We start from the raw sequence: 20,486 nt of genomic DNA, 5'->3' as shown, positions 1-20,486 counted from the left end.
TCGGCTTGGCCCCCTCAGTCACCGCTCAGCGCTGCCTTGACTTCGGCCCAGCGGCCCGTATTCAGGCTCACGTCGCCCGGCAGGGTCACGCCCGCCTGCGCCCGCGTGCCTTCCTGCACGTCGGGCTTGCGGCGCCTGGCGAGTTCGTATACGCTCTTGCGCTCGGTGACGATGTGAAGTACCTCGTCCTGGATCGTCAGGGCGTTCGTCACGGCCAGGGCAATCTCGGGCGCGATGATATCCACATAGTCCTGGCCAGTGTACACGTCGCTGAAGGCCACCGGATACGCGAACTCGCGTGGGCGGAAGCTCGTGCGCAGGATCAGGTGCTTCGTAGCGGCGCGGGCAGCCTCCTCGGCGACCAGTTTGGTCAGCGAGTAGTAGTTCACGACCGGCCCCGGCGTATCGCCCTCACGGTATCCGCCCGTCTGGCCGTCGAACACGTAGTCGGTGCTGATGTGAATCAGCTTGGCCCCCACCGCATTAGCCGCCGCCGCAATATTGCGGGTGCCCACCACGTTGGCGTTCCAGCAGGCCTCGCGGTCCTTCTCCGCCCCGCCCACGTTGGTATAGGCCGCCGTGTGCACGATCACGTCCGGGCGCTCGCGTTCGACAACGGCCATGACCGCCGCCGCGTCCGTCAGGTTCATCTCGGCGGAGGTCGGGGCAACAATGCCGGGGATTAGGGCGCGCAGCTCGGTGCCCAGACGCCCACTGCCGCCCGTGACAAGAATCTTCATCCCATATCCTCGGCCCAGAGGTCGTCACCGAAGAAGTTCCAGGGCAGACGGCCTTCGTTGGGATCGTTGATGTCGAACTGGGCGTCCATCGTATAGAGCAGCGTTGCGCCCTCCTCGCCGGCTTGGTAGCCGTGGGCCACGCCGCTGGGAATGTAGACCATCATGGGCTGCTCGCCGCTGAAGACCAGCTTGCGCTTGACCCCCAGAGTCGGGCTACCTTCGCGGCAATCCACCAGCCAGATCATGAGCTGCCCCGATAGCACACACCAGATCTCGTTCTGTTCCTGCTTGACGTGGATGTGGAAGGCGTTGATGCGCTTCGGCGCGGCCCAGCTCACGCTGATCTGGCGGGGTGTCAGGCTGCCGGGCAGCCCCTGCACGCCGTTCTCATCGAGGCGCACGTATTCCATGAACGCGCCGTTCTCGCTGCGGTTCTTCTTCAGAGCATGGAACCACACGCCGTCAATCTGCGGCTGGGCTGGGTACTTCTCGAAGGCCAGCGCGTCGGCGTACTGGGTATCCAGCTTGATCTTGTGTGCCGCCTGTTCAGCCATGAAACTTCTCCTCGCTGAGCTTCAGCAGGTATTTGCCGTACTGGTTTTTGGCGAGTTTCTTCGCCTGCTGGATCAGCATCTCGGTGCTGATCCAGCCGCTGCGCCACGCGATTTCCTCGGGCGCGGCCACCTTGAGACCCTGACGGTGCTCGATGGTCTGAATGAAAAGGCTGGCTTCCAGCATGCTCTCGTGCGTGCCTGTGTCTAGCCACGCGAAACCCCGGCGCATGAGCTGCACGTCCAGGCTCCCCTCTTCCAGATACACGTTGTTGAGGTCGGTGATTTCCAGCTCGCCGCGCGGCGAGGGCTTGATCCCCCGGGCGATCTCGGCCACGCGCTCGTCATAAAAGTATAGGCCAGTTACAGCGAAATCCGACTTGGGTTGGCTCGGCTTTTCCTCGATGCTCAGGGCCTTGCCCGTCCCATCGAAGTCCACCACGCCGTAGCGTTCCGGGTCACCAACCTGATAGGCGAACACAGTCGCGCCTTGGCTCTTGCCGTTCGCGGCGGTCATCAGGTCTGACAGATCGTTGCCGTAGAAGATGTTATCGCCCAGCACCAGCGAGCTAGGATGGCCGGCCAAGAACTCCTCACCAATGATGAAGGCCTGCGCCAGCCCCTCGGGCTTGGGCTGCACGGCGTACTCCAGCCGGATGCCCCACTGCGAACCGTCGCCTAGCAACTGCTTAAAACGGGGGGTGTCCTCAGGCGTGGAGATGATGAGAATGTCGCGCATGCCGCCCAGCATCAGGGTAGTGAGCGGATAGTAGATCATCGGCTTGTCGTAGATGGGCAGCAGCTGCTTGGAGACGGCCAGCGTCGCCGGGTACAGCCGCGTGCCGCTCCCGCCCGCCAAGATGATGCCCCGGCGGGCTGTCTGGGGGGCCGCCGTCATCTCTGGCTGCCGGCCAGGCGCTCGGCGTACTGCTTCTCGTAATACTCGCGGAACTCGCCGCTGCGGATGGGTTCCCACCACCATCCGTTGCCCTCGTACCACTTCGCGGCCTCGGCGACGGCCTGCTTGGGGTCGTACTTGGGTTCCCAGCCGAGCGCCTTGAGTTTGTCCACGTTCATGGAGTAACGGCGGTCGTGGCCGGGACGGTCGGTGACATGCTTGACGAGGCTATGATCCTTGCCCAGCGCGTCCAACACGATGTCCACCATCTCCAGGTTGGTCATCTCGCGGCCTGTCCCGACGTTGTAGACCTCACCGATGTTGCCCTTGAGGAGCACGGTTTCGATACCGGTGCAGTGATCGTAGACATGGGCATAGTCGCGCATCTGCATACCGTCGCCGTATACGGGCAGTGGCTCGCCCAGGATGGCGTTGGTGGAGAACAGGGGAACGGCCTTTTCGGGGTACTGGTACGGCCCGACGTTATTGGCCCCGCGCGTGATGGTGACGGGGATGCCGTAGGTGATGGCGTAGGCCTGCACGAGCTGGTCAGCTGCGGCCTTGCTGGCGGCATAGGGGCTGCGCGGCGCAAGCTCGTCGGTCTCGACGCTCTGGTGCTCGTCCTTGATATGGCCGTACACCTCGTCGGTACTGATGTGGTGCAACCGGATACCCAGTTCACGCGCCACTTCCAGCAGGACGTGGGTGCCGCGCACGTTGGTGTCAGTGAACACCAACGGCCCGAGGATGCTCTGGTCCACGTGCGTCTCGGCAGCGAAGTTGACGATCAGGTCGATATTGTTGTCCTGGCAGGCTTTGCGGGCCGCGTCCATATCGCCGATGTCGGCCACGACCAGCGACAGGTTGAGGTTGTCCCACAGGTCGTGCAGGTTTTCCTTGCGCCCGGCGTAGGTGAGCTTGTCATACACCACGACCTTGCTCTCGGGGTGCTGCTCCATCCAGTAGCGCACGAAGTTGCTACCGATGAAGCCGCAGCCGCCAGTGACGAGAAGATTCCTGATTTCGCTCATAGTGTTCCTTGCTCCTTTTGATCCCAATGATAACTGTGCATACTGAGTTTTTTCTTGATTCCCAAGGGTAACAGGTGATGACGCTTGCCCAACTGGAAGGCCGAGAACTTAGCTGCCGCCTCAGTGATGACTAAGGGGATCAAATCGGCATGGCCGTGACGGCGCACATACGCGATCTGTTCGCGCACGAAACGCAGCCCCTCGCCCGTTACGCTGGCACCCCTGAGTTCGGGGCCAGCCTCGGCAAAGAAAGCCCCGACATCAAAGTTGCGCCGGAACTGCTGCTTCAGGCTGTAGTCGTGTGAATGCACCACCTCCGCCTCCGCGACGTACTTGACCTTGTAACCAGCGCGTAGCAGTTTAGCCGCCAAGGTCATGTCCTCGTTCATGATCACGTCTTCGGGGAAACCGCCCAGCTCCCAGAACACGTCGGCCCGCACCGCCGAACAGACGTTCGAGAAGAAGAACGCCTTGACGCCCAGTTGAGGAATGTCAGCCTCCGAGCGTACCCGACTGACCCCTGGGTAGTTGAAGTGCCGGGAAAACTGTTCGAGCAGTGAGGCTCCGCGCCGGGGCAACTGCCGCGCGAAGGTCGCCGCCGCCTCGCCTGAGCGGATCGGCGCGACTAGCTTCTCCAGCCACGTCTCGTCGGTAGGAATGGCGTCCTGGGTCATAAAGACGAGAATGTCTGCGCCGTCTTCCGTCGCCATGCGGGCACCGAGATTGCGGGTGCCGCCGTGATTAAATTCCGACTTCTCTATTATTTTATGAGTGTAATCTTTTATCAATCTTTGGGTTCCGTCATTCGATTGACTATCTATAAAGATTAAATTGCTATAGTATATCTGTTTATTCTCTTTGAGATGACCAATTCCATTAAGTGTTGGTATGATAATTACAATCTTCACGTTCGGGAACTCCTAAATAATCTATATATTTCGCTGCTTAAGACTAAATCTCTACCATTATAAACTTTCTGAACATTTTTTCTGTTTGTTTTACCACCTATTATTTCTTTCCAAGCTGCCATTTTGCCACTAGAGTAGGAGAGAAATTTTTCTCTCGATCTTAGGGATGAAATAAATGATGATACTAGATGTAACAATCTATCTGGGAGAGATCTAATTAGGTATCTTCTGGGTGTATTTTTCCACCAGACAAGTTCTATATTTCTACTAGCATAATAGTTTCCCAGATAACTAACCTTCTTTACGCTAGAGCTAACTTTATGATATACAATAGAGCGTCTTGCTATAGCCACATCATAACCAGCAAGTCTAGCGCGATAACTCAAGTCAACATCCTCAAGATTCATAAAAAAACTCTCATCTAGAAAACCAATCTCTTTAATAAGACTCCTTTTGTATAAGGCCGCACCAGCACACGCACCAAAAGCTTCTATATTTTCAGGAATATCATCGTATTTTTTACCGGAAAATAGTTTGAATCCTACACCAGCCCAAGTACATCCGTCACCGGCAGTATCTACAATTCTAGTGTTCCATCTCAGCATGACTGATCCGACTATTCCAATTTTTTCATCAGACTCAGCGACCTTTATCAGTTCTTCTAACCAATTTTCTTCAACTTTTGTATCATTATTAAGCAAGACGATAAATTCACCGACTGCCTCTAACATACCAATATTATTGCCTTTATCAAATCCAGTATTTTCTTTTAGATATATAATTTTTATCTTATCTTTATAGCTATTCAATATTTCAATCGAATTGTCTCTCGAAAAGTTATCTACGACGATAATTTCATATCCATCTTTATAGGTTTGTAGGAGTACACTATCAATGCATTCTCGAAGATGATTTTCTCCATTCCAGTTGACAATTATTACCGAGGATTTATACATCTTTAGCCATCACTTCTTTTACAGTCTCTAAAAAAACACTTCCATTCTGTAAGTCAGGCTCCAAATGGCATCCCTCTGCCCATTCATTCCAAGCATTGATGAAGACGTATTTACTACCATTAGTTAGAATAGGAGCGCGATTTATAGAATCTAAAAGCCATTTAGAAAAAATTTGAGGATCTGAGTTTTGTATCACTGTACTGTCTGTTCTACGCCTTGCAGAGTTATCCCACGAAGGCATGACACATGGAATATACCTACCGTCCTTTTTCTCTGACATCTTATCTCTTACAAGATTTTTATAGTTGAATACCTTCGCGAACTCCACCGAGGGGTATATACGAGTAATCTTCATAGAAAGATTTTGAGATAAAACCTCTTTAAATATATATTTAACAAAAGTTTTGCTCAAAGCCTTCTGAGGATGATTTTTCGAAGGTTGAAAATCAATAATCTTCTTTACACCACATGCAAACGCTCTATCATCATCCGAATTTGAAGTAGATACGCTAATAACATATATTCCATCAAACCCAATTTTTTTACATTCTTGTTCCCATATATCTATTACTTTAGCCAATTCCTTTATTTGATTGGATCTATATATGACTAATATAGGTTTATTATCTATTTTCTCATACCTTTTATCCAAGAAGAACTGAGAGAGATAAGCGATATGTTCAACAGGTTTATATTCGCTGTAGTCTTGAGCTATAAGAACTTCTTGGTCTTTACCGTCCCATCTACGACTCCAATTTTCGTTAGCCCAACAAAGTATAAAAGGTAAGCCAATATCTGGATTATCTAAAACTAATTCTAGAGGCTGTTCTAGTAACAGCTTTTCATTGAACCAGTAATGGTAATAGCAGAAGCCATAGATACCATTCTCTGTAGCAAGTTTAGCCTGCAGCCTATGGGTTTGCAGCAGTCTCAGATCATAGAACCCAAGTTGTTCGGGTAAGTGAGGTTGGTAGTGTCCTCTGAATCTTGGTTGAGATTTAATCACATTACGCCATTCAGTAAACCCTTTACCCCACCATAAATCGTTTTCCGGTATTGGATGAAACTGCGGAAGGTAGAAAGCGAAAATCTTTGTATCTTTATACATAACTACTCCTATATTTAACGACTGAAATAGCGATCTTTACACTACATCCAACTATTAATGCTATCATAAAATCCCTAGAGAAAAAAGGGTTGTATACGAGCCATTGAATGATAGAAAAAAATATATATGGCAAAACACAAACTCCGACTAAGTCACCTGCAATGTATCTATTCCACATTCTTTTAGAGATATAGCCGAATATGAACATCGGTATTAGACCTAGATATCCAAAGCTACCAAATAACTCGCCATATATAGAATTTACATTAAAGCCTTGATTAAATATACTAGTACTAAGGGTTTCAAAAGAACTCTTCCAATCATCAGCATTGATTACGTTTACAGATACACCAAAGTCACTCAATGCAGATGTATATAGGCCACCCAAGATGGGGATATTAAGTAAAGGTAGAAGAATATTTGCCATATTCAGCTCAGGTGGTTGATAAATTCCAGCAAATATAGCAGCGTACTTATTAAGTCCTGAAAATAAGTAACCATAGAGAGCATAGGTAGCTATTCTAATTTGATCCAGACTATTTGACCCATTAACGGAAGATATACGTCCAATAGTATTTATCATAAAAAATGATACTAAAACTATAGGAGTGAAAAAAATAATAGGCCTGGCAATGGATTTAGGTATTCTTCTCTGCTTATATAATATAGTGATCGGTAAAAAAAATATAGCCATCAAGTAGAATATTCCAGCTTTAGTATTTGTCATTATAGAAGACGCAAATATACCTATGGTGATTACTAATAAAAATAATATACTCAGCTTATTTCTAAAATTTTTTACTAATATAGTAAATACTAAGCTAGATAATGCCGCAGTTGCAAATGATACTATGAAACCAATTTTTGCTCCTGAAACAAACTTCCAGATTTCATATCTATTTTCATTTGATTGGTTACTGAGATAGCTAATTGGAAATTTATACAAAATTGTAGAAAAGTATAGTATTAGACTTATAATCGCAAATCCACTTAATAACATTATAATTGTAAGGTATTTACTATTATATTTAGTTTCCGGCATCTTTTTATATCCCGATATAGATCCCAAAATAAACATAGCGCCAGATAGCAGAATAAAAAATATCGATAATGGGTGTTTCTGTAAATACAATTCTTCTCCAAGAGAAGAATAATAATCTTCTGGGTTTACTATATATCCACTACAAGCAATTAGAGTAATCAATAAAACACCGTAATCTACTAGGTTCAGTCTCTTAAACACTAAAAACATTTAGCCTCCTCCATTTAAAAATAAAAACACTCATACACAATAAGGCAAAAACTTCAGGTATTATGACAGAGAATACCATACCCGTAATACCATAAGAAGGAACCATAATACATATAGAGATCCCACAGATTAAGCTAGCCAATATATAAACTTTATTCATTACTACACTTTGGCCAGCTGGAATAAGGAGATGATATGTCATAGCGGTATTAATAGCAACCAAAAACAACAATATAGACAAATTCCTTATTACATTACCACTGTAGGCATATTTACTTCCAAATACAACTTCTGCTATAAACGACCCGCTAAAGTACAATCCTATTGTTACTATTGCACCTAGTAAGCCATAGAACAATAACATTCTTTTAAAGTTTCTCCAACCTTCAATATTCGACCTACTAAAAATTATCGCCGATTTTGGTGCGAATATTTGGTTGAGTGGACCCATCATGGCGATAGTAGCTCTAATTAGTCTATCTCCATTCCCATATAGTGATACATTAAAACTAGCAGCAAACAGTGAATATATAAAAACACTCGCAATAGAATAAATGCTTGTTATTAAGGAAAAGCTTGCTATTGTATAACTTTGCTTAACAACTTCCAAGCCATATGAAATCGACAATGTAAATCTAGTATAGTTCCTCCATATATTGACATAGCTTAATGTATATAATAAACCCAGATTTATTATAAGGGAAAGAAACACAATATAACTATCAGAATCTGATTTTACAAATATAAAAACTGATGCTAAATAAATTATACGTACAGATATTTCAGCATATGAAAATTTCTCAAGTCTCTCAAAACCCTGAAAAAACCATAATGTACTCATCCCCTGGGTTATACCAGTTAAGTATGTATATATAAGCATTAACTTAGGAATTTTAGAATCAAACATAGAATATACTATTAGAATAGGGATAAGAATTAAACATATTAAACTTTTAATAGATATTACTCCAGATACTAGTCTTTTAACATCATTTTTATTTTCTCTAATCACAGCCAAATAATTACTTGCAAATATGGAAGTTCCAAAATCAACTATCAAGGTGATCCAGCCTATCAAAGCTTGTGCCGCAATTACCTTCCCCCATAAATTCTGATCAAACACTCTAGAAAGATATGGTGTAATTAACAGCAAACTAAATGCCCTAAGAAGAAAAACAAAATAAACGCCAAAAAATTTTCTCAAGCCTTTCAAATTAGTAAGCGCCTTTCCCTAACAGCACAACACGTACCGTCTGAATCAAGATGATCACGTCCAGCCAAGGCGTCCAATTGGTCACGTAGAAATTGTCCATAGCCACACGTTCGTCATAGCTAGTATCGCTGCGGCCGTTGGCCTGCCAGTAGCCGGTCATCCCTGGGCGAACTTGCTTGTAAGCGTCGTAGATCTCACCGTATTTCACTACTTCCGCTTGCACGATAGGGCGCGGCCCCACCAAACTCATCTCACCCAGAATGACATTGAACAGCTGCGGAAACTCGTCGAGGCTGGTCTTGCGGATGAAGTTACCCACGCGCGTCACCCGGGGATCGTCCTTGAGCTTGTGGGTCGCCTCGAACTCGGCACGTAGGGCAGGATCGGCTGCCAGCACTTCCTGCAACTTCGCCTCGGCATCGCGGTGCATACTGCGAAACTTGAAGCAGTCGAAGGGCTTACCGTCGCGTCCCAGCCGCCGTGCCCGATATACGGCCGGACCAGGACTGTCGAGCTTAATAGCCAACGCGATCAGCAGCAGCACCGGCGAAATGAGAAGAGTGCCAAATACCGAGCCGAACAAATCAATGCTCCGCTTGACGGTCCTCGCCCGGCGACTCTGCAGGTTGTTGCGGATCTCCAAACTGGCCACATTACCAATGTTGTGCGGTTGCAGGGCTTGGTTGGGGACGCCGATCAAGTCGGGAATGATCCAGGTGATCGGAAAGGCGTTATAGAAGCGGTTGATGATTTTCTGTTGCACTTCGGCGCGGGCACTAGGAATGGAGATCAAGACCTGCACGGTACGCGGCTCGATCAGTGCATCTTCCAAAGTGCCCAGGACCGGCACGCCTTCGATCAAGGTGCCCTGAAGTGCCGGGTTGTCGTCGTAGGCCGCCACCGGACGCAGCCCATACCCCGGGTTGATCCGGAGTTGAGCAATCGCCAGCGCCGCCGTCTCGCCCGCACCGATGATACTCACCGACCGGCCGTAGCGCCCGGACCGGATCATGGCGGCGCGCAGAAGGTAACGGACAGGTAGGGCCAGGAAGAGAATGGCCAACCACTGCAACAGGATGCCGGCCACACTGGGCGTGAACTGATGCACCGCAAAGGCGGCGGCCAGTTGCGCCCCCAGCAGTTGCACTGTGCCCACCGTGTGCAGTCGCAGTTCGGTCTGGGGCGAGCGGCCATAGCCGGGGTAAAGGCCCTGATAAGCACGCCACAGTACCCAGAAGCTCAGCCAGATAGCGCCTGTCACCCAGTCGAATTCCGGGCGGCCGGTTGACCTCAGGAACAGCGCACACAGGCCAGCCGCGAGGATGCCAATCAGAACGTCGCCGAATAAAAGGACCAGTGACTGTGGCAGTTCGGTCAGACGCGAAAGCTCGTGGGCTCTGGGACCGGGCAGGGTCCGGGCGGCCGAGGGCAGATGCAGGCCCATGACCGTTACCGGTTATCCGTACGCCGGGGGGCGTAGCTGTAGCCGTAGTTCTGGCTGTTGCGGCTGGAGACCGTCACCTTATTCAGCACGAAACCCAGCAGGGGCAGTCCACCCTGGCGGGCGCGGCGCAGCAACTGCCGCACCGTCTGGAGACTGGTCTTGCCTTCCTCAGTCACGATGAGTACGCCGTCGGTGTGGCGGCCCAGCACTAAGCTATCGGCCAGCGAAAGCAGAGGAGGGCTATCGATGAGAACCAGATCATAGCCTTGGCTCCACTGCGGCAAGATGACGCCCAGGTCGGACTGGTTGAGCAGGGGAAGGCTGTCGTGCAGCCCCGGCCCAGAGGGCAGCACATGAACCTGCGGCTCGACTTCCATCACTTGGACGGTGCCCGGTTGGCGTAGGGCGTCCTGCAAGGACCGCGCCCCACCTTCCTGCCCAGTCAGCTGAATCCAGCGGTGCTCGCGCTCAAACTTGTCCCACACTTCCTGCTGGGTGCCGCGGCGCAGGTCAGCGTCAATGATCAGCACGCGCTGCCCACTGGCCGCGAAGCTGTCGGCCAACGTGGCGGTCAAGCTGCTTTTACCCTCACCCGGCGAGGTGGAGGTCACAAGTACACGCAGCCCGGTCTTGCGGGGCAGCTGCGACAGCAGGTTCACGCGCAGGAAGCCGATGGCCTCGTACAGCCCCGCCTGCCGCGCCGCGCGGACAATGCCGCTCAGGACGATGTCGCGCTTACGTAACCGGGGAATGGTACCCAGCGTCGGCAGGCCAAAATTCAGCAGGTCTTCTTCCGAGCGCACCGAACGGTCTGTGACTGTGCGCAGCGCCGCGAGCCCCACACCGAGTAGCAGGGTCAACAGACCCGCGAGAATGGCATTGCGGGTCGGTCGAGGCGCCACCCGGTCGAGAGGCGCGACAGCCGGAGCAACTTTTTGCAGGTAACCTGCGAGGCCCACGACCTGAATGCCCGCTTCGGCGAGACTGCGCTGCACGCCGGCCCGGGCTGTAATCAGGGTCTGACGCTCGACATCCGTCAGGTCCCCGGCGGCAAGTTGGCTATTGATGGATGTAACCTGGGCCCGCAACGACGCCTGTGCCCGTTGGATCACGCTCAGGGCGCGGCCCCGATCCCAGCTCAGCAGAGCGTCGGTGGCGATGTCGGTCAGGGCCGCTGCCGCCTGAGGCGTCGGGCCTCTGGCCGAGACGACGTAAACGCCGTTGCCCCCCTGGTCCAACCGGGTCTGCAATTCGATGGTGCTCAATGATTGACGCTGCAACTCTTCTTGCAGCTCAGCACTCAGGGCGGTGCGCTGCGCAGCAGAAAATTGCGGGGCACTCTTGAGCTGCTTGATGATACTGCCCAGCACTACCGGACCCTGCAGGGCCTCCTGAAGCGCGCCTGGGGGCAGTGGAGCGGCCGTGACCAGCGAGGTGCCGCCCACGTTGCCGTTCCCTGAAGTCACCAAACTGGAAGACGCGGCATAGATGCTGGGCTGCGAGCGCGACCAGAGGTACACACCGCCTCCCACGAGCGCCGTCGCCAGCAGAATCCAGGGCAGGCGACGGCGGACACCCTGCCACAGAGCCCCCAGTTCAATTTCATTGTCACCCCCGTCACTTTCTGGTACGGGCGGCTGCGGCGCGCGGTGGCGCGGCACCTCCTGCAGGTCGTCGGTCGGAAAGGCAGTCATGAAAACTGGCTCCGGATGCCAGGGCGGCAGATCTCCGGCTTCTTGGCAGCATGACCCAGCAACCGGGGGAATCTCCTTGAAATCGCCCGTAACAGACTGCGGCCCGAGTCGTCCAGCGTGAGAAATTGTTTGGGGCGGTGGCGCCGGGAAAGTGGCCAGAAACGCTCTCCACTGCCACCCGCGAGAATCACCGGCACGAACATTGAGGTCGTGTCCATCTTGCTCATTCTGCCACATCACCGCAAAAAGAGACTCGAATACGTGAAATGTTTAATTTTCCCGTCAAGGACAAGAAAAAACTCCCAGTCATGCCCCTTCGCTGACTTGTTCCTGACTCACCTTAGCTCTCATAGAGCTTTTTCGGGCCATTGTCATTGCAGCGAACAGAGTTCCCTGCCAGACGAGCCTCAAGAAAAGGACAGAAGCGGCCGCCTCCCCCGGCCAATTTCTTGCGCTTATGCTGTCCACACATGAAAGCCATCATCCCCGCCGCTGGACTCGGCACCCGCCTGCGTCCGCTCACCTTCACGCGCCCCAAACCCGTTCTGAGGGTCGCCGGACAGCCGATCATCCGCCACGCGATCCGTACTCTGCAGGAGGCGGGCATCCATGAGATCGGCATCGTGGTCTCCCAACTCACGCGGGACGAAATTGCCCACGCCATTCGCAACGTTACGGGGGTGCAGATCACGCTGATCGACCAGAACGAGCAGCTCGGGCTCGGGCACGCAGTCCTGACCGCCCGCGAATGGGTAGGCCAGGACGACTTCTGCGTATATCTCGGAGACAACCTTTTCGAGTACGGCGCACGTCCCTTCGTCGAGCGTTTCCAGGAGGCGCGCCCCGACGCGCTGATCGCGCTGGTACAGGTCGAAGACCCAACCGCCTTCGGTGTGGCGCAGATGGATGGCGAGCGCATCGTGCGCCTGGTCGAGAAGCCCAAGAACCCGCCGAGCAACCTCGCGGTGGCGGGTCTGTACTGTTTCACGGCCCGGCTGTTCGAGATGCTCGACGGCATGCCGCCTTCGGCGCGCGGCGAGTACGAGATCACAGACGGCATCCAGCGCCTGATCGAGGCCGGAGCCACCGTCATGGGCCAACCAGTCGTCGGCTGGTGGAAGGATACGGGCCGGCCGACCGATCTGCTCGAAGCCAACCATCTCCTGCTGGAGAAACTGGAAAGCGACGTCCGGGGCGAGGTCATAGAGACGCGGGTCAGTGGGCGGGTGGTGATCCCAGAGTCCTCACGGGTGGTGCGCAGCAAGATCGTCGGGCCGGTGATTATTGGCGAGAACGTGGTCATCGAGGACGCCTACATCGGCCCCTTCACTAGCATCGGGCGTAACAGCGTCATCCGGCATGCCGAGGTCGAACACAGTGTCATCGACGCCGACGCGCTCATCGAGAATCTGAACACCCGCCTTCAGGACTGCCTGATCGGCGTGCGCGCCCAGGTCCGGGGTGGCCGCACCATTCCGCGCACGCACAAGCTGACGGTGTCGGACGCGAGCATCGTCGAACTGGCCTGAGGCTCAGCCCAACACCACCGGCCGCCACCCGCGCAGACTGTTGAGGTGCCACACCTCTTCGGCCTGCGCGAGAAGCGGGCGGAGCAAGGTCGCCTCGACGATCCGGCCCGAAGCGAGGGCCGCCGCGCGCGCCACTCCCGGCAGGACGCCGGCGGTCAGAGGCGGGGTCAACAGCTCGCCTTCTAACCGCAGCACTAGGTTGCCGGTCGCAAACTCGGCCAGTTCCCCGCGTTCGTTCCAGAGCAGGACTTCCTGAAGGTCCGGCTGGGCGGCGCGGTGGGCCTCATATACGGCGCGGTCGGTGGTCTTGTGGGCCAGACGGGAGTCGGTGCTTAGGACCGGCGTCTGGGCGAGGGCCGCGAGCAGGGGGACAGGCTCGTCTACCAGAGGCAGGTCCTGCGCCACGATTTCCCCGTCCGGGGCGCACAGCAGCCGCAGGCGCCAGACGCCGACCGGGTGCTCAGCGGCTCGCTGCCAGGCCAGAGTGCGCAGCGCGGACCGGTCTAGCGGCCAGCCAAAATGCCGCGCCGACGCCTCCATACGGTCGAGGTGAGCCTCCAGGGCGGGCAACTCACCGGCCTCCAGGCGCAGGGTTTCGAGCAGAGAGAAGGTCACGACTGCTCCCCAGTGACCAGACCCCGCACGACCGCTGCTTTTGTGAGCACCTCAGCATATTCACCCTCCGGCGTCGAGTCCCAGGTCACGCCGCCGCCGACCCCGTACTCGGCCGTCCCGCGCGCCATGTCGAGCGTTACGGTACGGATGGGCACGTTGAATACCATCTCATCGCCTGGAGACAGGTACCCGACCGCGCCGCAGTACACTCCGCGCGGCGCAGGCTCCAGCCTACGGATCAGGCGCATGGTGTTTACCTTGGGAGCGCCCGTCACCGAGCCGCAGGGAAACAGGGCCCCGAACACCTCGGCTAGTCGGACGCTCGGCCGCAGTTCGGCGCGCACCATGGAAGTCATGGTGTGTAGGGTCGGATACGTCTCGACCTCGAAAAGTCGGGGCACCGTGACGGTACCGAAGCGGGACACGCGGCCGAGGTCGTTGCGCAGCAGGTCCACGATCATCAGGTTCTCGGCGCGCTCCTTGGGCGAGGCGCGCAGGGCAGCGACACGGGCCGCGTCCTCCTCCGGCGTGCCTCCCCTCGGTGCGGTGCCCTTCATGGGACGGGTCACGATCTCGCCTCCCGCGACGCTGAAGAACAGTTCCGGCGACACCGAGAGTACCCGCCAGCGCCCCGCGTTCAGGTACGCCGAGTAGAAGGTGGGCTGTGCGCGGCTCAGAGCCGTGAATAGCGCGAGGTCGTCTCCGGCGAAGGGCGCCCGCAGACGGAGGGTGTGGTTCACCTGATAGGTGTTGCCCTCGGCGATCTGTCGCCGGATCTCGGTGATGGCGGCCGCGTACTCCGTCTCTGGACCGTCCGGGGTCCACGCGCCGAGGCTGAAGTTACTGGTGGAACCGGGCAGGTCATCCAGTTCTTCGAAATTTGTGAACAGGGCGAACCACAGCAGCGGCATCTCCCCGGACGGGTGGGTGACCAGGGTCGGGTCGAAGGCCGGAGCCGCCTCGTAGGTCACGAAACCGGCCGCGTACAGGCCCTCGGCGACCGCCTGCTCGACTGCCTTCAGGGCCGAACCAACCTCGTCCAGGGTGTGCGCCGTGACCACCTGCACAGGGTTACGCAGGAGGCGCCAGCGGGGCTGGGCTGCCAGCGGGTCGCTGGGGGCGGCAAAGCGTAGCAGGGCCGTAATAGGCCCGGGAGGCGACACCGTGACGCGCGGAGGACGGCTGAACGGCTCGGGGCTGAACACGTTCCTCATTGTGACGGCCCTCCCCCGCCCCGCCAGGGGGTGCGAGAATGACAGCCCACCCCTGCTGCTCACCGGAGGAGACCCCCATGGACCCCACGCCCACTGAGACCCTGCTTCACGAACAGCCCGCCCACATCGTCCTCTTTCGCCGGGTGGATGCCGGCAATGCCGAACTGCTCGCCAGCACTCTGGACGTCTCACCGCTGCCTGGGCCATCTATGCGCGCGACCCGCACGGTCCTGGGTACAGCCAACGGCGTCCACGCGCGGTTCTACCGCAGCCTGGGCGTGGCGGTTGCCACCCTGACTCCTGGCAAGATCACGCGGCTACAGGCCCTGGACGAGGTCATGGCCGTGCTGCCCGACGAGGAACGGCACCTGCCCGGCGACACGCAGGCAGAAGTGCGACCCGGAATCCAGATCGAGCCGGGCGCGCAGGACGGGCACGCGCACGGTACCTACTGCGCCGAGGTGGTGGCGGACCGCGCCCAGCCGGCGGGCGGGCAGCGTTATGGGGTGGCTCCGGAGGTCACAGTGGACGCGGCACCGACGACCAGATCATCGACGCCATCGACTGGGCGACCGACCAGGGGGCCAAGATCCTGTCCATGAGCCTCGGCTCGGCCCGGCCTGCGGGCAGCCCCCCCAGCGTGCGTTACGAGGTGATCGCCCGGCGCCTACTAGAGCAGGGCGTGCTACTGGCCACTGCTGCCAGCAACGAGAGTCTGCGCCCCGAGGTGGTGGCCCCGGCCGGCAACCCCGCCGCCTGTGCCAGCGTGCTCGCCGTGGGGGCAGTGGACGGCCGCGACTGCATTGCGCGCTTCTCGTGCGCGGACGTGGACGGCCCGGGCGCGGTGGATCTGGTGGCCCCCGGCGTGGGCGTACTCTTGGCGTGGCCGAGCGGCAGCATGCGGCGCCTGAGCGGCACGAGCATGGCAACTCCCCATATTGCGGGACTGGCGGCGTTACACGCTCAGGCGGGCGCGGGCCTCAGGCGCGGCAGAGATCCAGTCTCCCCGCGCCCTCTTTGCAGGTCCTTCTCAGCGCAGTGCGGCCTTCACCGCCGCCTCGGCGTCGAGGAACTTCAGATTGTTGACCTGCCGTGTGCTGCCCAGCAGCAGGCTCTTAACCTGCGCCGCACTCAGGTTCGGGTTGGCCGAACGAATCAGGGCCGCGACCCCGCTCACCAGGGGCGCAGCCTCGCTGGTTCCGGCGCGCAGGGTGTAACCGCCCTGGTCGCGGGTCGCCAGCACGAGCTGATCGTAGGGATTGCTGGCGTAGCAACTGCTCGTGCCCGTGCCCGCATTGCCCCCCGGCGCGACGATGTCGAGCTGACGCGAGCCGCTGGCACTCCCGGGCCGGGCACTGTAGCAGGCGAGCGAGTCCTCGCGGCCCACCGCCCCCACGGCGATCACGTTGGCATTGCTTGCCGGGTAGTAGATGCCGTCCCCGCTGGTGTTGCCGGCCGCCGCCACGAGCACGGCGCTGGCCGCAGCGTTCGCCAGGGCGTCGTCGAGCGCCTTGTCGCCGGGATTGCCACGAATGCCCAGGCTCATGTTCACGACCTTGGCACCTTGCTCTACAGCGTAGGTCAGGCCATTCCGGATAGACACCGTACTGGCCCCCACCGCGCTGCCCTGCTCGTTGATCACCTTGACGGGCAGCACGTTGCGCCCCTGCCAAGTCAAACCCGCAAGGCCGGTGCCGTTGTCAGCTGCCGCGCCGATGAGGCCCGCGCTGCTCGTACCGTGCCCCCGGTCACCCTGCGAGACCTCGGGAGCGCCAGCACTGCTGCCCCCCGAGTTGCCGAAGGACCGGCCGTCGAGCAACCGCCCAGCGAGGTCCGGATGCCCGTCGTCCACCCCGGTGTCGAGGACCGCGGTCCGGGCGGCCGTCAGCGGCTTGCCGCAGGAGCGCACCGCGTCCCAGGCCCCCGACGCGCGGATACGGGTCAGGTAGTCCTGGTCGTAGAGCTTGCCGGCCACGCTCACGCCGCTGTTGCCGGGAAACCCCGGATCGTTGGGCACCGCCAGGGGCGCATACAGGAAATTGGGCTGGGCACGCATCCCCGCCGCCTGGAGCCGCAGGGCAAAGGCCCGGTCGTCCTGCCCGGTCGGCGTGAAGGCCAGGGTCAGGGTGTCATCCACCCGCAGGGTCTGCACGCCACTCAGGGCCGGAAGGCCCCGCACTTCCTGATTCTGGGCACTCAGGCCTCCGGCCGGGCCGACAAGCAATACCTGCCCTGCGATGTGCGGCGCGCTCCAGTCGGCGGCCGGCGTACTGACCTGAAGCCCGGCTGCTACCCCTCCGGCCGACGCTGCCTGAAGCCCCCCGGAGACGCCCTGCCCACAGAGGCCTGCGCCTCCGCCGCCCCCTCCACCACCGCCTGTTCCGGGGTCCGTACCCACGTCACCGCATCCAGCAAGCAACAAAGTCAGGCCCAGCAGCGCCGCATATCCAGAATGTCGTCTCATGCTTCACACGTACTGCGAATGGCTGAGGCGGGCGTGAGGGAGGGCGTCAGCCCCACTTCAGCCACTTGCCGAGCGACGGCTCGGAGACGTGCTGGACGGCAATGATCACCCGTCACGCCGGAATGCGGGTTTCCTTAATCCTCCCTGGTGCGGGGGCTGGAGCCGCTCTCCTCCCCCCCTCAACCTGAAGAAAGACGTCTCAGCGGGCATTCTCACCGCCGAAGCCCCTTCACAAGGGCAAAACGATATGTCATGCTGCTCACCATGACGAAAAAGTCCACGAAGGCCCCCGCGAAAAAGACCGCTGCCGCCGCTGCTCCGGCGCCCGCACCCAAGGCCGCTCCGGCCAAGAAAGTACCCGGTGAGAGCAACAAGGTCGCCAAGACCCAGCTCGTCGAACTGGTCGCCGACAAGACCGGCCTGACCAAGAAGCAGAGCGAAGAAGCCGTCAGCGCGATGCTCGACGTGGTCGTGGACGCGATCAAGAGCGGCAAGAGCGTCGGTCTGCCCGGCCTGGGGACGATGAGCGTCAAGGAAACCGCCGCCCGCACCGGCGTCAAGCCCGGCACGAGCGAGAAGATCCAGATCCCCGCCGGCAAGAAGGTCGCCTTCAAGGTCGCCAGCACTCTCAAGGGCAACCTCTAAGCCTCCCCCCGCTGTTCCGGGCCGCTTTTCCGAGGAGGGCGGCCCTTTCTTTTGGCCGCCTCTACCCGCAGGGCGCGGCGCCAGGCATCATGGTCTCCATGTCCTCCGCCACACCCGTCCCGACCCCGGCCTGGCGACCTCTGATCCACTTCACGCCCCGGCAGCACTGGATCAACGACCCCAACGGGCTGGTGCAGGTGGGGAAGGTCTACCACCTCTTCTACCAGCACAACCCGCAGGGCACTGAGCACGCCAACATGAGCTGGGGCCACGCCACCAGCCGCGACCTGCTGCGCTGGCAGGAGCACGACGTGGCGCTGCCGGGCCGTGAGGCGCACGCCATCTTCTCGGGCAGCGCGGTCGTGGACACCCATAACACCTCGGGCCTGCGGCAGCGCGGCGACGCCTCGCCTCCGGTCGTGGCCCTGTATACGGGGGCCGGGCACTCCTGGCAGGCGCAATACCTCGCCTACAGCCGCGACGACGGCGAGACGTGGCACTTCGGCCCCGACCACCCCGTACTCGACGAGGGCCGCGCCGACTTCCGCGATCCCAAGGTCTTCTGGCATGGCCCGAGCGAGCAGTGGGTCGGGGCGGTGGTGTACCCGGATGAGCGGCAGGTCGCCCTGTACGGGTCGCCCAACCTGCACGTCTGGACTTCCCTGAGCGTCTTCGGGCCGGCGGGCGAGGCGGGCGGCATCTGGGAGGTTCCCGACCTCTTCGCGCTGCCGGACGAGACGGGCCGGGAGCACTGGGTCCTGAAGGTAGATGTGTTCGCGGGCGGGCCGCAGGGAGGGACCGGGGCGCAGTATTTCGTGGGCGACTTCGACGGCGCCGTGTTCACGCCCCATGGCCCGGCGCGCTGGGCCGACTATGGCAAGGACTTCTATGCGGCGATCACCTGGAGCGGCACGCCCGGACGCTGCCTGTGGACGGCGTGGCAGAGCAGCTGGGACTACGCCACCCGCCTGCCCACCCACCCCTGGCGCGGCGCCCTGACGCTGGCGCGAGAGCTGGGGCTGCGCCGGGGACCGGACGGCGAGCTATGGCTGACCCAGGTGCCCCTGCGCGAGCTGGAGAACCTGCGTGACCACCACCTCCCCCTGCATCTGACCCCGGACACCCCGGCGACGCTGCCACTGGCCCCGGACCACGCCTTCGACCTCAGCCTGAGCCTCACGCCCCAGACGGTCCTGACCGTGCGAGTGACCTCAGCGGCGGGAGACGAGCTGGCCCTGCGCGCCGACCTCGCGCACGGCACCCTGACGCTGGAGCGCCCGGCGCGCGGCACGTTGGCCGAGGTGCCCGGGTTTGGAGGCACGCATACCGCGCCGCTGCCCCTGACTCAAGGCGGCGGTCTCGACCTGCGCCTCGTTCTGGATACATCGTCGGCCGAACTCTTCGCGGGCGGCGGCCTGCTGGCCCTGAGCGACCTGTATTTTCCAGAGGCCGTCCCGGAGCTCCTGCACCTCGCCGTCGAGAGCGGTGAAGCGACCGGCCAGGCCTGGACCCTGCGGGGAGCAGGCGGAGAGCCTGGGGCGTAGGGCCAGGAGTCTGCGCCCTTGTGCCGCGGGCGCTCGCCTCCGGCTCCACGGTGCCGGGCTCAGGCACCGGCCATCAGTTCCTAGGCCCGCCAGATCGCCCAGTGCTCGTCGAGTGCCTGCATCTCTTGGGGGGTACGGCCGCCCCGGCGCAGCAGTGACATGATCTGTCCGCGGTGGTGGCTGTCGTGAACGACGATGTGCTGGAGAAAGTGTGCCGGATTCGACTGGTAGGTGCCCTCGCCGTGGGGGTCGGGGAAGGTTCGGCCCTCTGCCAGAGCCGCCTGCACCGCTTCCACGGCGGCCGCGTCCCCTTCACGGAACACGGTGCCGAGTACGGCCGGATCACGGCTTTCCCAGGCCCAGGGATTGACGCCCGCGAACGGGGCCATCAGACCGGCCGCGTGGCCGGGTGAGATCTCCAGCAGCCAGCCGACCCGGAACGCGGCAAGGTGGCTCAGGTGCCCCGCGACCGTCCAGCCGCCCTCGCCGTCCTGTAGCGCGTACTCCTCGGGACGGATGGCGGCCAGCAGGGTGTCGTTGACGCGCCCGTTGCGGCGCAGGGTGTCGAGCATCAACTCGGAAACAGCGGGGGTGGGCAGGGTCATGGTTCCTCCGGGGAAGGCATTAAGGGGGCAGGTCCGGCAAAGGTCTGCTCAAGGACCGAAAGGCTCGGCGGGCCT

At 58.3% G+C, this 20,486-nt stretch carries 19 protein-coding genes and 2 pseudogenes; 5 read left to right on the top strand and 16 right to left on the bottom strand.

Features of this window, described 5'->3' with window-relative positions; genetic code table 11:
- Positions 1-14: 14 nt before the first annotated feature.
- The 12 genes and pseudogenes from ASF71_RS12030 to ASF71_RS22730 form a co-directional block, all read right to left on the bottom strand.
- The gene (locus tag ASF71_RS12030) at positions 15-740 is read right to left on the bottom strand and encodes an NAD(P)-dependent oxidoreductase (protein WP_056300156.1); all 726 of its coding nucleotides are present in this window, start codon (positions 738-740) and stop codon (positions 15-17) included.
- Positions 737-1,294, bottom strand: a complete 558-nt coding sequence (locus ASF71_RS12025) for a dTDP-4-dehydrorhamnose 3,5-epimerase family protein (protein WP_056300151.1) — start codon at positions 1,292-1,294, stop codon at positions 737-739. The genes ASF71_RS12030 and ASF71_RS12025 overlap by 4 nt, the downstream gene beginning before the upstream one ends.
- Positions 1,287-2,189 (bottom strand): glucose-1-phosphate thymidylyltransferase RfbA, encoded by a 903-nt coding sequence (gene rfbA, locus ASF71_RS12020; protein WP_056300147.1) that lies wholly within the window; start codon positions 2,187-2,189, stop codon positions 1,287-1,289. The genes ASF71_RS12025 and rfbA overlap by 8 nt, the downstream gene beginning before the upstream one ends.
- Positions 2,186-3,220: a dTDP-glucose 4,6-dehydratase gene (rfbB, locus tag ASF71_RS12015; protein WP_156372760.1), complete on the bottom strand. Its 1,035-nt coding sequence runs from the start codon at positions 3,218-3,220 to the stop codon at positions 2,186-2,188. The genes rfbA and rfbB overlap by 4 nt, the downstream gene beginning before the upstream one ends.
- The gene (locus tag ASF71_RS12010; protein ID WP_082505960.1) at positions 3,217-4,128 is read right to left on the bottom strand and encodes a glycosyltransferase family 2 protein; all 912 of its coding nucleotides are present in this window, start codon (positions 4,126-4,128) and stop codon (positions 3,217-3,219) included. The genes rfbB and ASF71_RS12010 overlap by 4 nt, the downstream gene beginning before the upstream one ends.
- Positions 4,125-5,084, bottom strand: a complete 960-nt coding sequence (locus tag ASF71_RS22745; protein ID WP_082505959.1) for a glycosyltransferase family 2 protein — start codon at positions 5,082-5,084, stop codon at positions 4,125-4,127. Before ASF71_RS22745 ends, ASF71_RS12010 begins: the two co-directional genes overlap by 4 nt.
- Complete coding sequence (locus ASF71_RS22740) at positions 5,077-6,192, bottom strand: glycoside hydrolase family 99-like domain-containing protein (RefSeq protein ID WP_082505958.1); 1,116 nt, start codon at positions 6,190-6,192, stop codon at positions 5,077-5,079. The genes ASF71_RS22745 and ASF71_RS22740 overlap by 8 nt, the downstream gene beginning before the upstream one ends.
- On the bottom strand, positions 6,185-7,444 hold the full coding sequence (locus ASF71_RS23745) for an O-antigen polymerase (protein WP_156372759.1): 1,260 nt from the start codon (positions 7,442-7,444) through the stop codon (positions 6,185-6,187). Before ASF71_RS23745 ends, ASF71_RS22740 begins: the two co-directional genes overlap by 8 nt.
- Positions 7,428-8,597 (bottom strand): oligosaccharide flippase family protein, encoded by a 1,170-nt coding sequence (locus ASF71_RS22735; RefSeq protein WP_255354737.1) that lies wholly within the window; start codon positions 8,595-8,597, stop codon positions 7,428-7,430. Before ASF71_RS22735 ends, ASF71_RS23745 begins: the two co-directional genes overlap by 17 nt.
- 61 nt (positions 8,598-8,658) lie before the next feature.
- Positions 8,659-10,101 carry an undecaprenyl-phosphate galactose phosphotransferase WbaP gene (wbaP, locus tag ASF71_RS12005; RefSeq protein ID WP_056300140.1) on the bottom strand — a complete coding sequence of 481 codons (1,443 nt, stop codon included), beginning with the start codon at positions 10,099-10,101 and terminating at the stop codon, positions 8,659-8,661.
- Positions 10,102-10,106: 5 nt separating this feature from the next.
- Positions 10,107-11,795, bottom strand: a complete 1,689-nt coding sequence (locus ASF71_RS12000) for a tyrosine-protein kinase domain-containing protein (RefSeq protein WP_056300138.1) — start codon at positions 11,793-11,795, stop codon at positions 10,107-10,109.
- A gap of 70 nt (positions 11,796-11,865) precedes the next feature.
- Positions 11,866-12,013 (bottom strand): annotated as a pseudogene (locus tag ASF71_RS22730) (sugar phosphate nucleotidyltransferase); the annotation flags it as partial.
- Between the two features lie 252 nt (positions 12,014-12,265).
- Between ASF71_RS22730 and ASF71_RS11995 the strand changes: the two are divergent.
- Positions 12,266-13,324 carry a glucose-1-phosphate thymidylyltransferase gene (locus ASF71_RS11995; protein WP_056300135.1) on the top strand — a complete coding sequence of 353 codons (1,059 nt, stop codon included), beginning with the start codon at positions 12,266-12,268 and terminating at the stop codon, positions 13,322-13,324.
- A 3-nt stretch (positions 13,325-13,327) separates the two neighbouring features.
- On the opposite strand, the gene ASF71_RS11990 is transcribed toward ASF71_RS11995, so the two are convergent.
- Together ASF71_RS11990 and pabB are read right to left on the bottom strand one after the other, a co-directional pair.
- Positions 13,328-13,939 (bottom strand): aminotransferase class IV, encoded by a 612-nt coding sequence (locus tag ASF71_RS11990; RefSeq protein ID WP_056300131.1) that lies wholly within the window; start codon positions 13,937-13,939, stop codon positions 13,328-13,330.
- Entirely contained in the window at positions 13,936-15,153 is a 1,218-nt protein-coding gene (gene pabB, locus ASF71_RS11985) for an aminodeoxychorismate synthase component I (protein ID WP_082505956.1), read from the bottom strand. Before pabB ends, ASF71_RS11990 begins: the two co-directional genes overlap by 4 nt.
- A gap of 77 nt (positions 15,154-15,230) precedes the next feature.
- Between pabB and ASF71_RS25115 the strand changes: the two genes are divergently transcribed.
- Positions 15,231-15,755: a hypothetical protein gene (locus ASF71_RS25115; protein WP_056300124.1), complete on the top strand. Its 525-nt coding sequence runs from the start codon at positions 15,231-15,233 to the stop codon at positions 15,753-15,755.
- Positions 15,701-16,063: pseudogene (locus ASF71_RS25760) on the top strand (S8 family serine peptidase); the annotation flags it as partial. The gene ASF71_RS25115 and the pseudogene ASF71_RS25760, both read left to right, overlap by 55 nt.
- A 120-nt stretch (positions 16,064-16,183) precedes the next feature.
- Here ASF71_RS25760 and ASF71_RS11975 read toward each other — a convergent pair.
- Positions 16,184-17,617: a S8 family serine peptidase gene (locus ASF71_RS11975; protein ID WP_056300122.1), complete on the bottom strand. Its 1,434-nt coding sequence runs from the start codon at positions 17,615-17,617 to the stop codon at positions 16,184-16,186.
- A 252-nt stretch (positions 17,618-17,869) separates the two neighbouring features.
- On the opposite strand from ASF71_RS11975, the gene ASF71_RS11970 reads away from it, so the two are divergent.
- Positions 17,870-18,262 (top strand): HU family DNA-binding protein, encoded by a 393-nt coding sequence (locus tag ASF71_RS11970; protein WP_014695670.1) that lies wholly within the window; start codon positions 17,870-17,872, stop codon positions 18,260-18,262.
- 98 nt (positions 18,263-18,360) lie between these two features.
- Positions 18,361-19,806 (top strand): glycoside hydrolase family 32 protein, encoded by a 1,446-nt coding sequence (locus ASF71_RS11965; protein ID WP_082505979.1) that lies wholly within the window; start codon positions 18,361-18,363, stop codon positions 19,804-19,806.
- An 80-nt stretch (positions 19,807-19,886) separates the two neighbouring features.
- On the opposite strand, the gene ASF71_RS11960 is transcribed toward ASF71_RS11965, so the two are convergent.
- Complete coding sequence (locus ASF71_RS11960) at positions 19,887-20,411, bottom strand: DinB family protein (protein WP_056300117.1); 525 nt, start codon at positions 20,409-20,411, stop codon at positions 19,887-19,889.
- Between the last annotated feature and the right edge of the window lie 75 nt (positions 20,412-20,486).

This window comes from Deinococcus sp. Leaf326, from assembly GCF_001424185.1.
GTDB lineage: Bacteria > Deinococcota > Deinococci > Deinococcales > Deinococcaceae > Deinococcus.
This window is presented reverse-complemented; position numbering and strand designations above follow the sequence as displayed.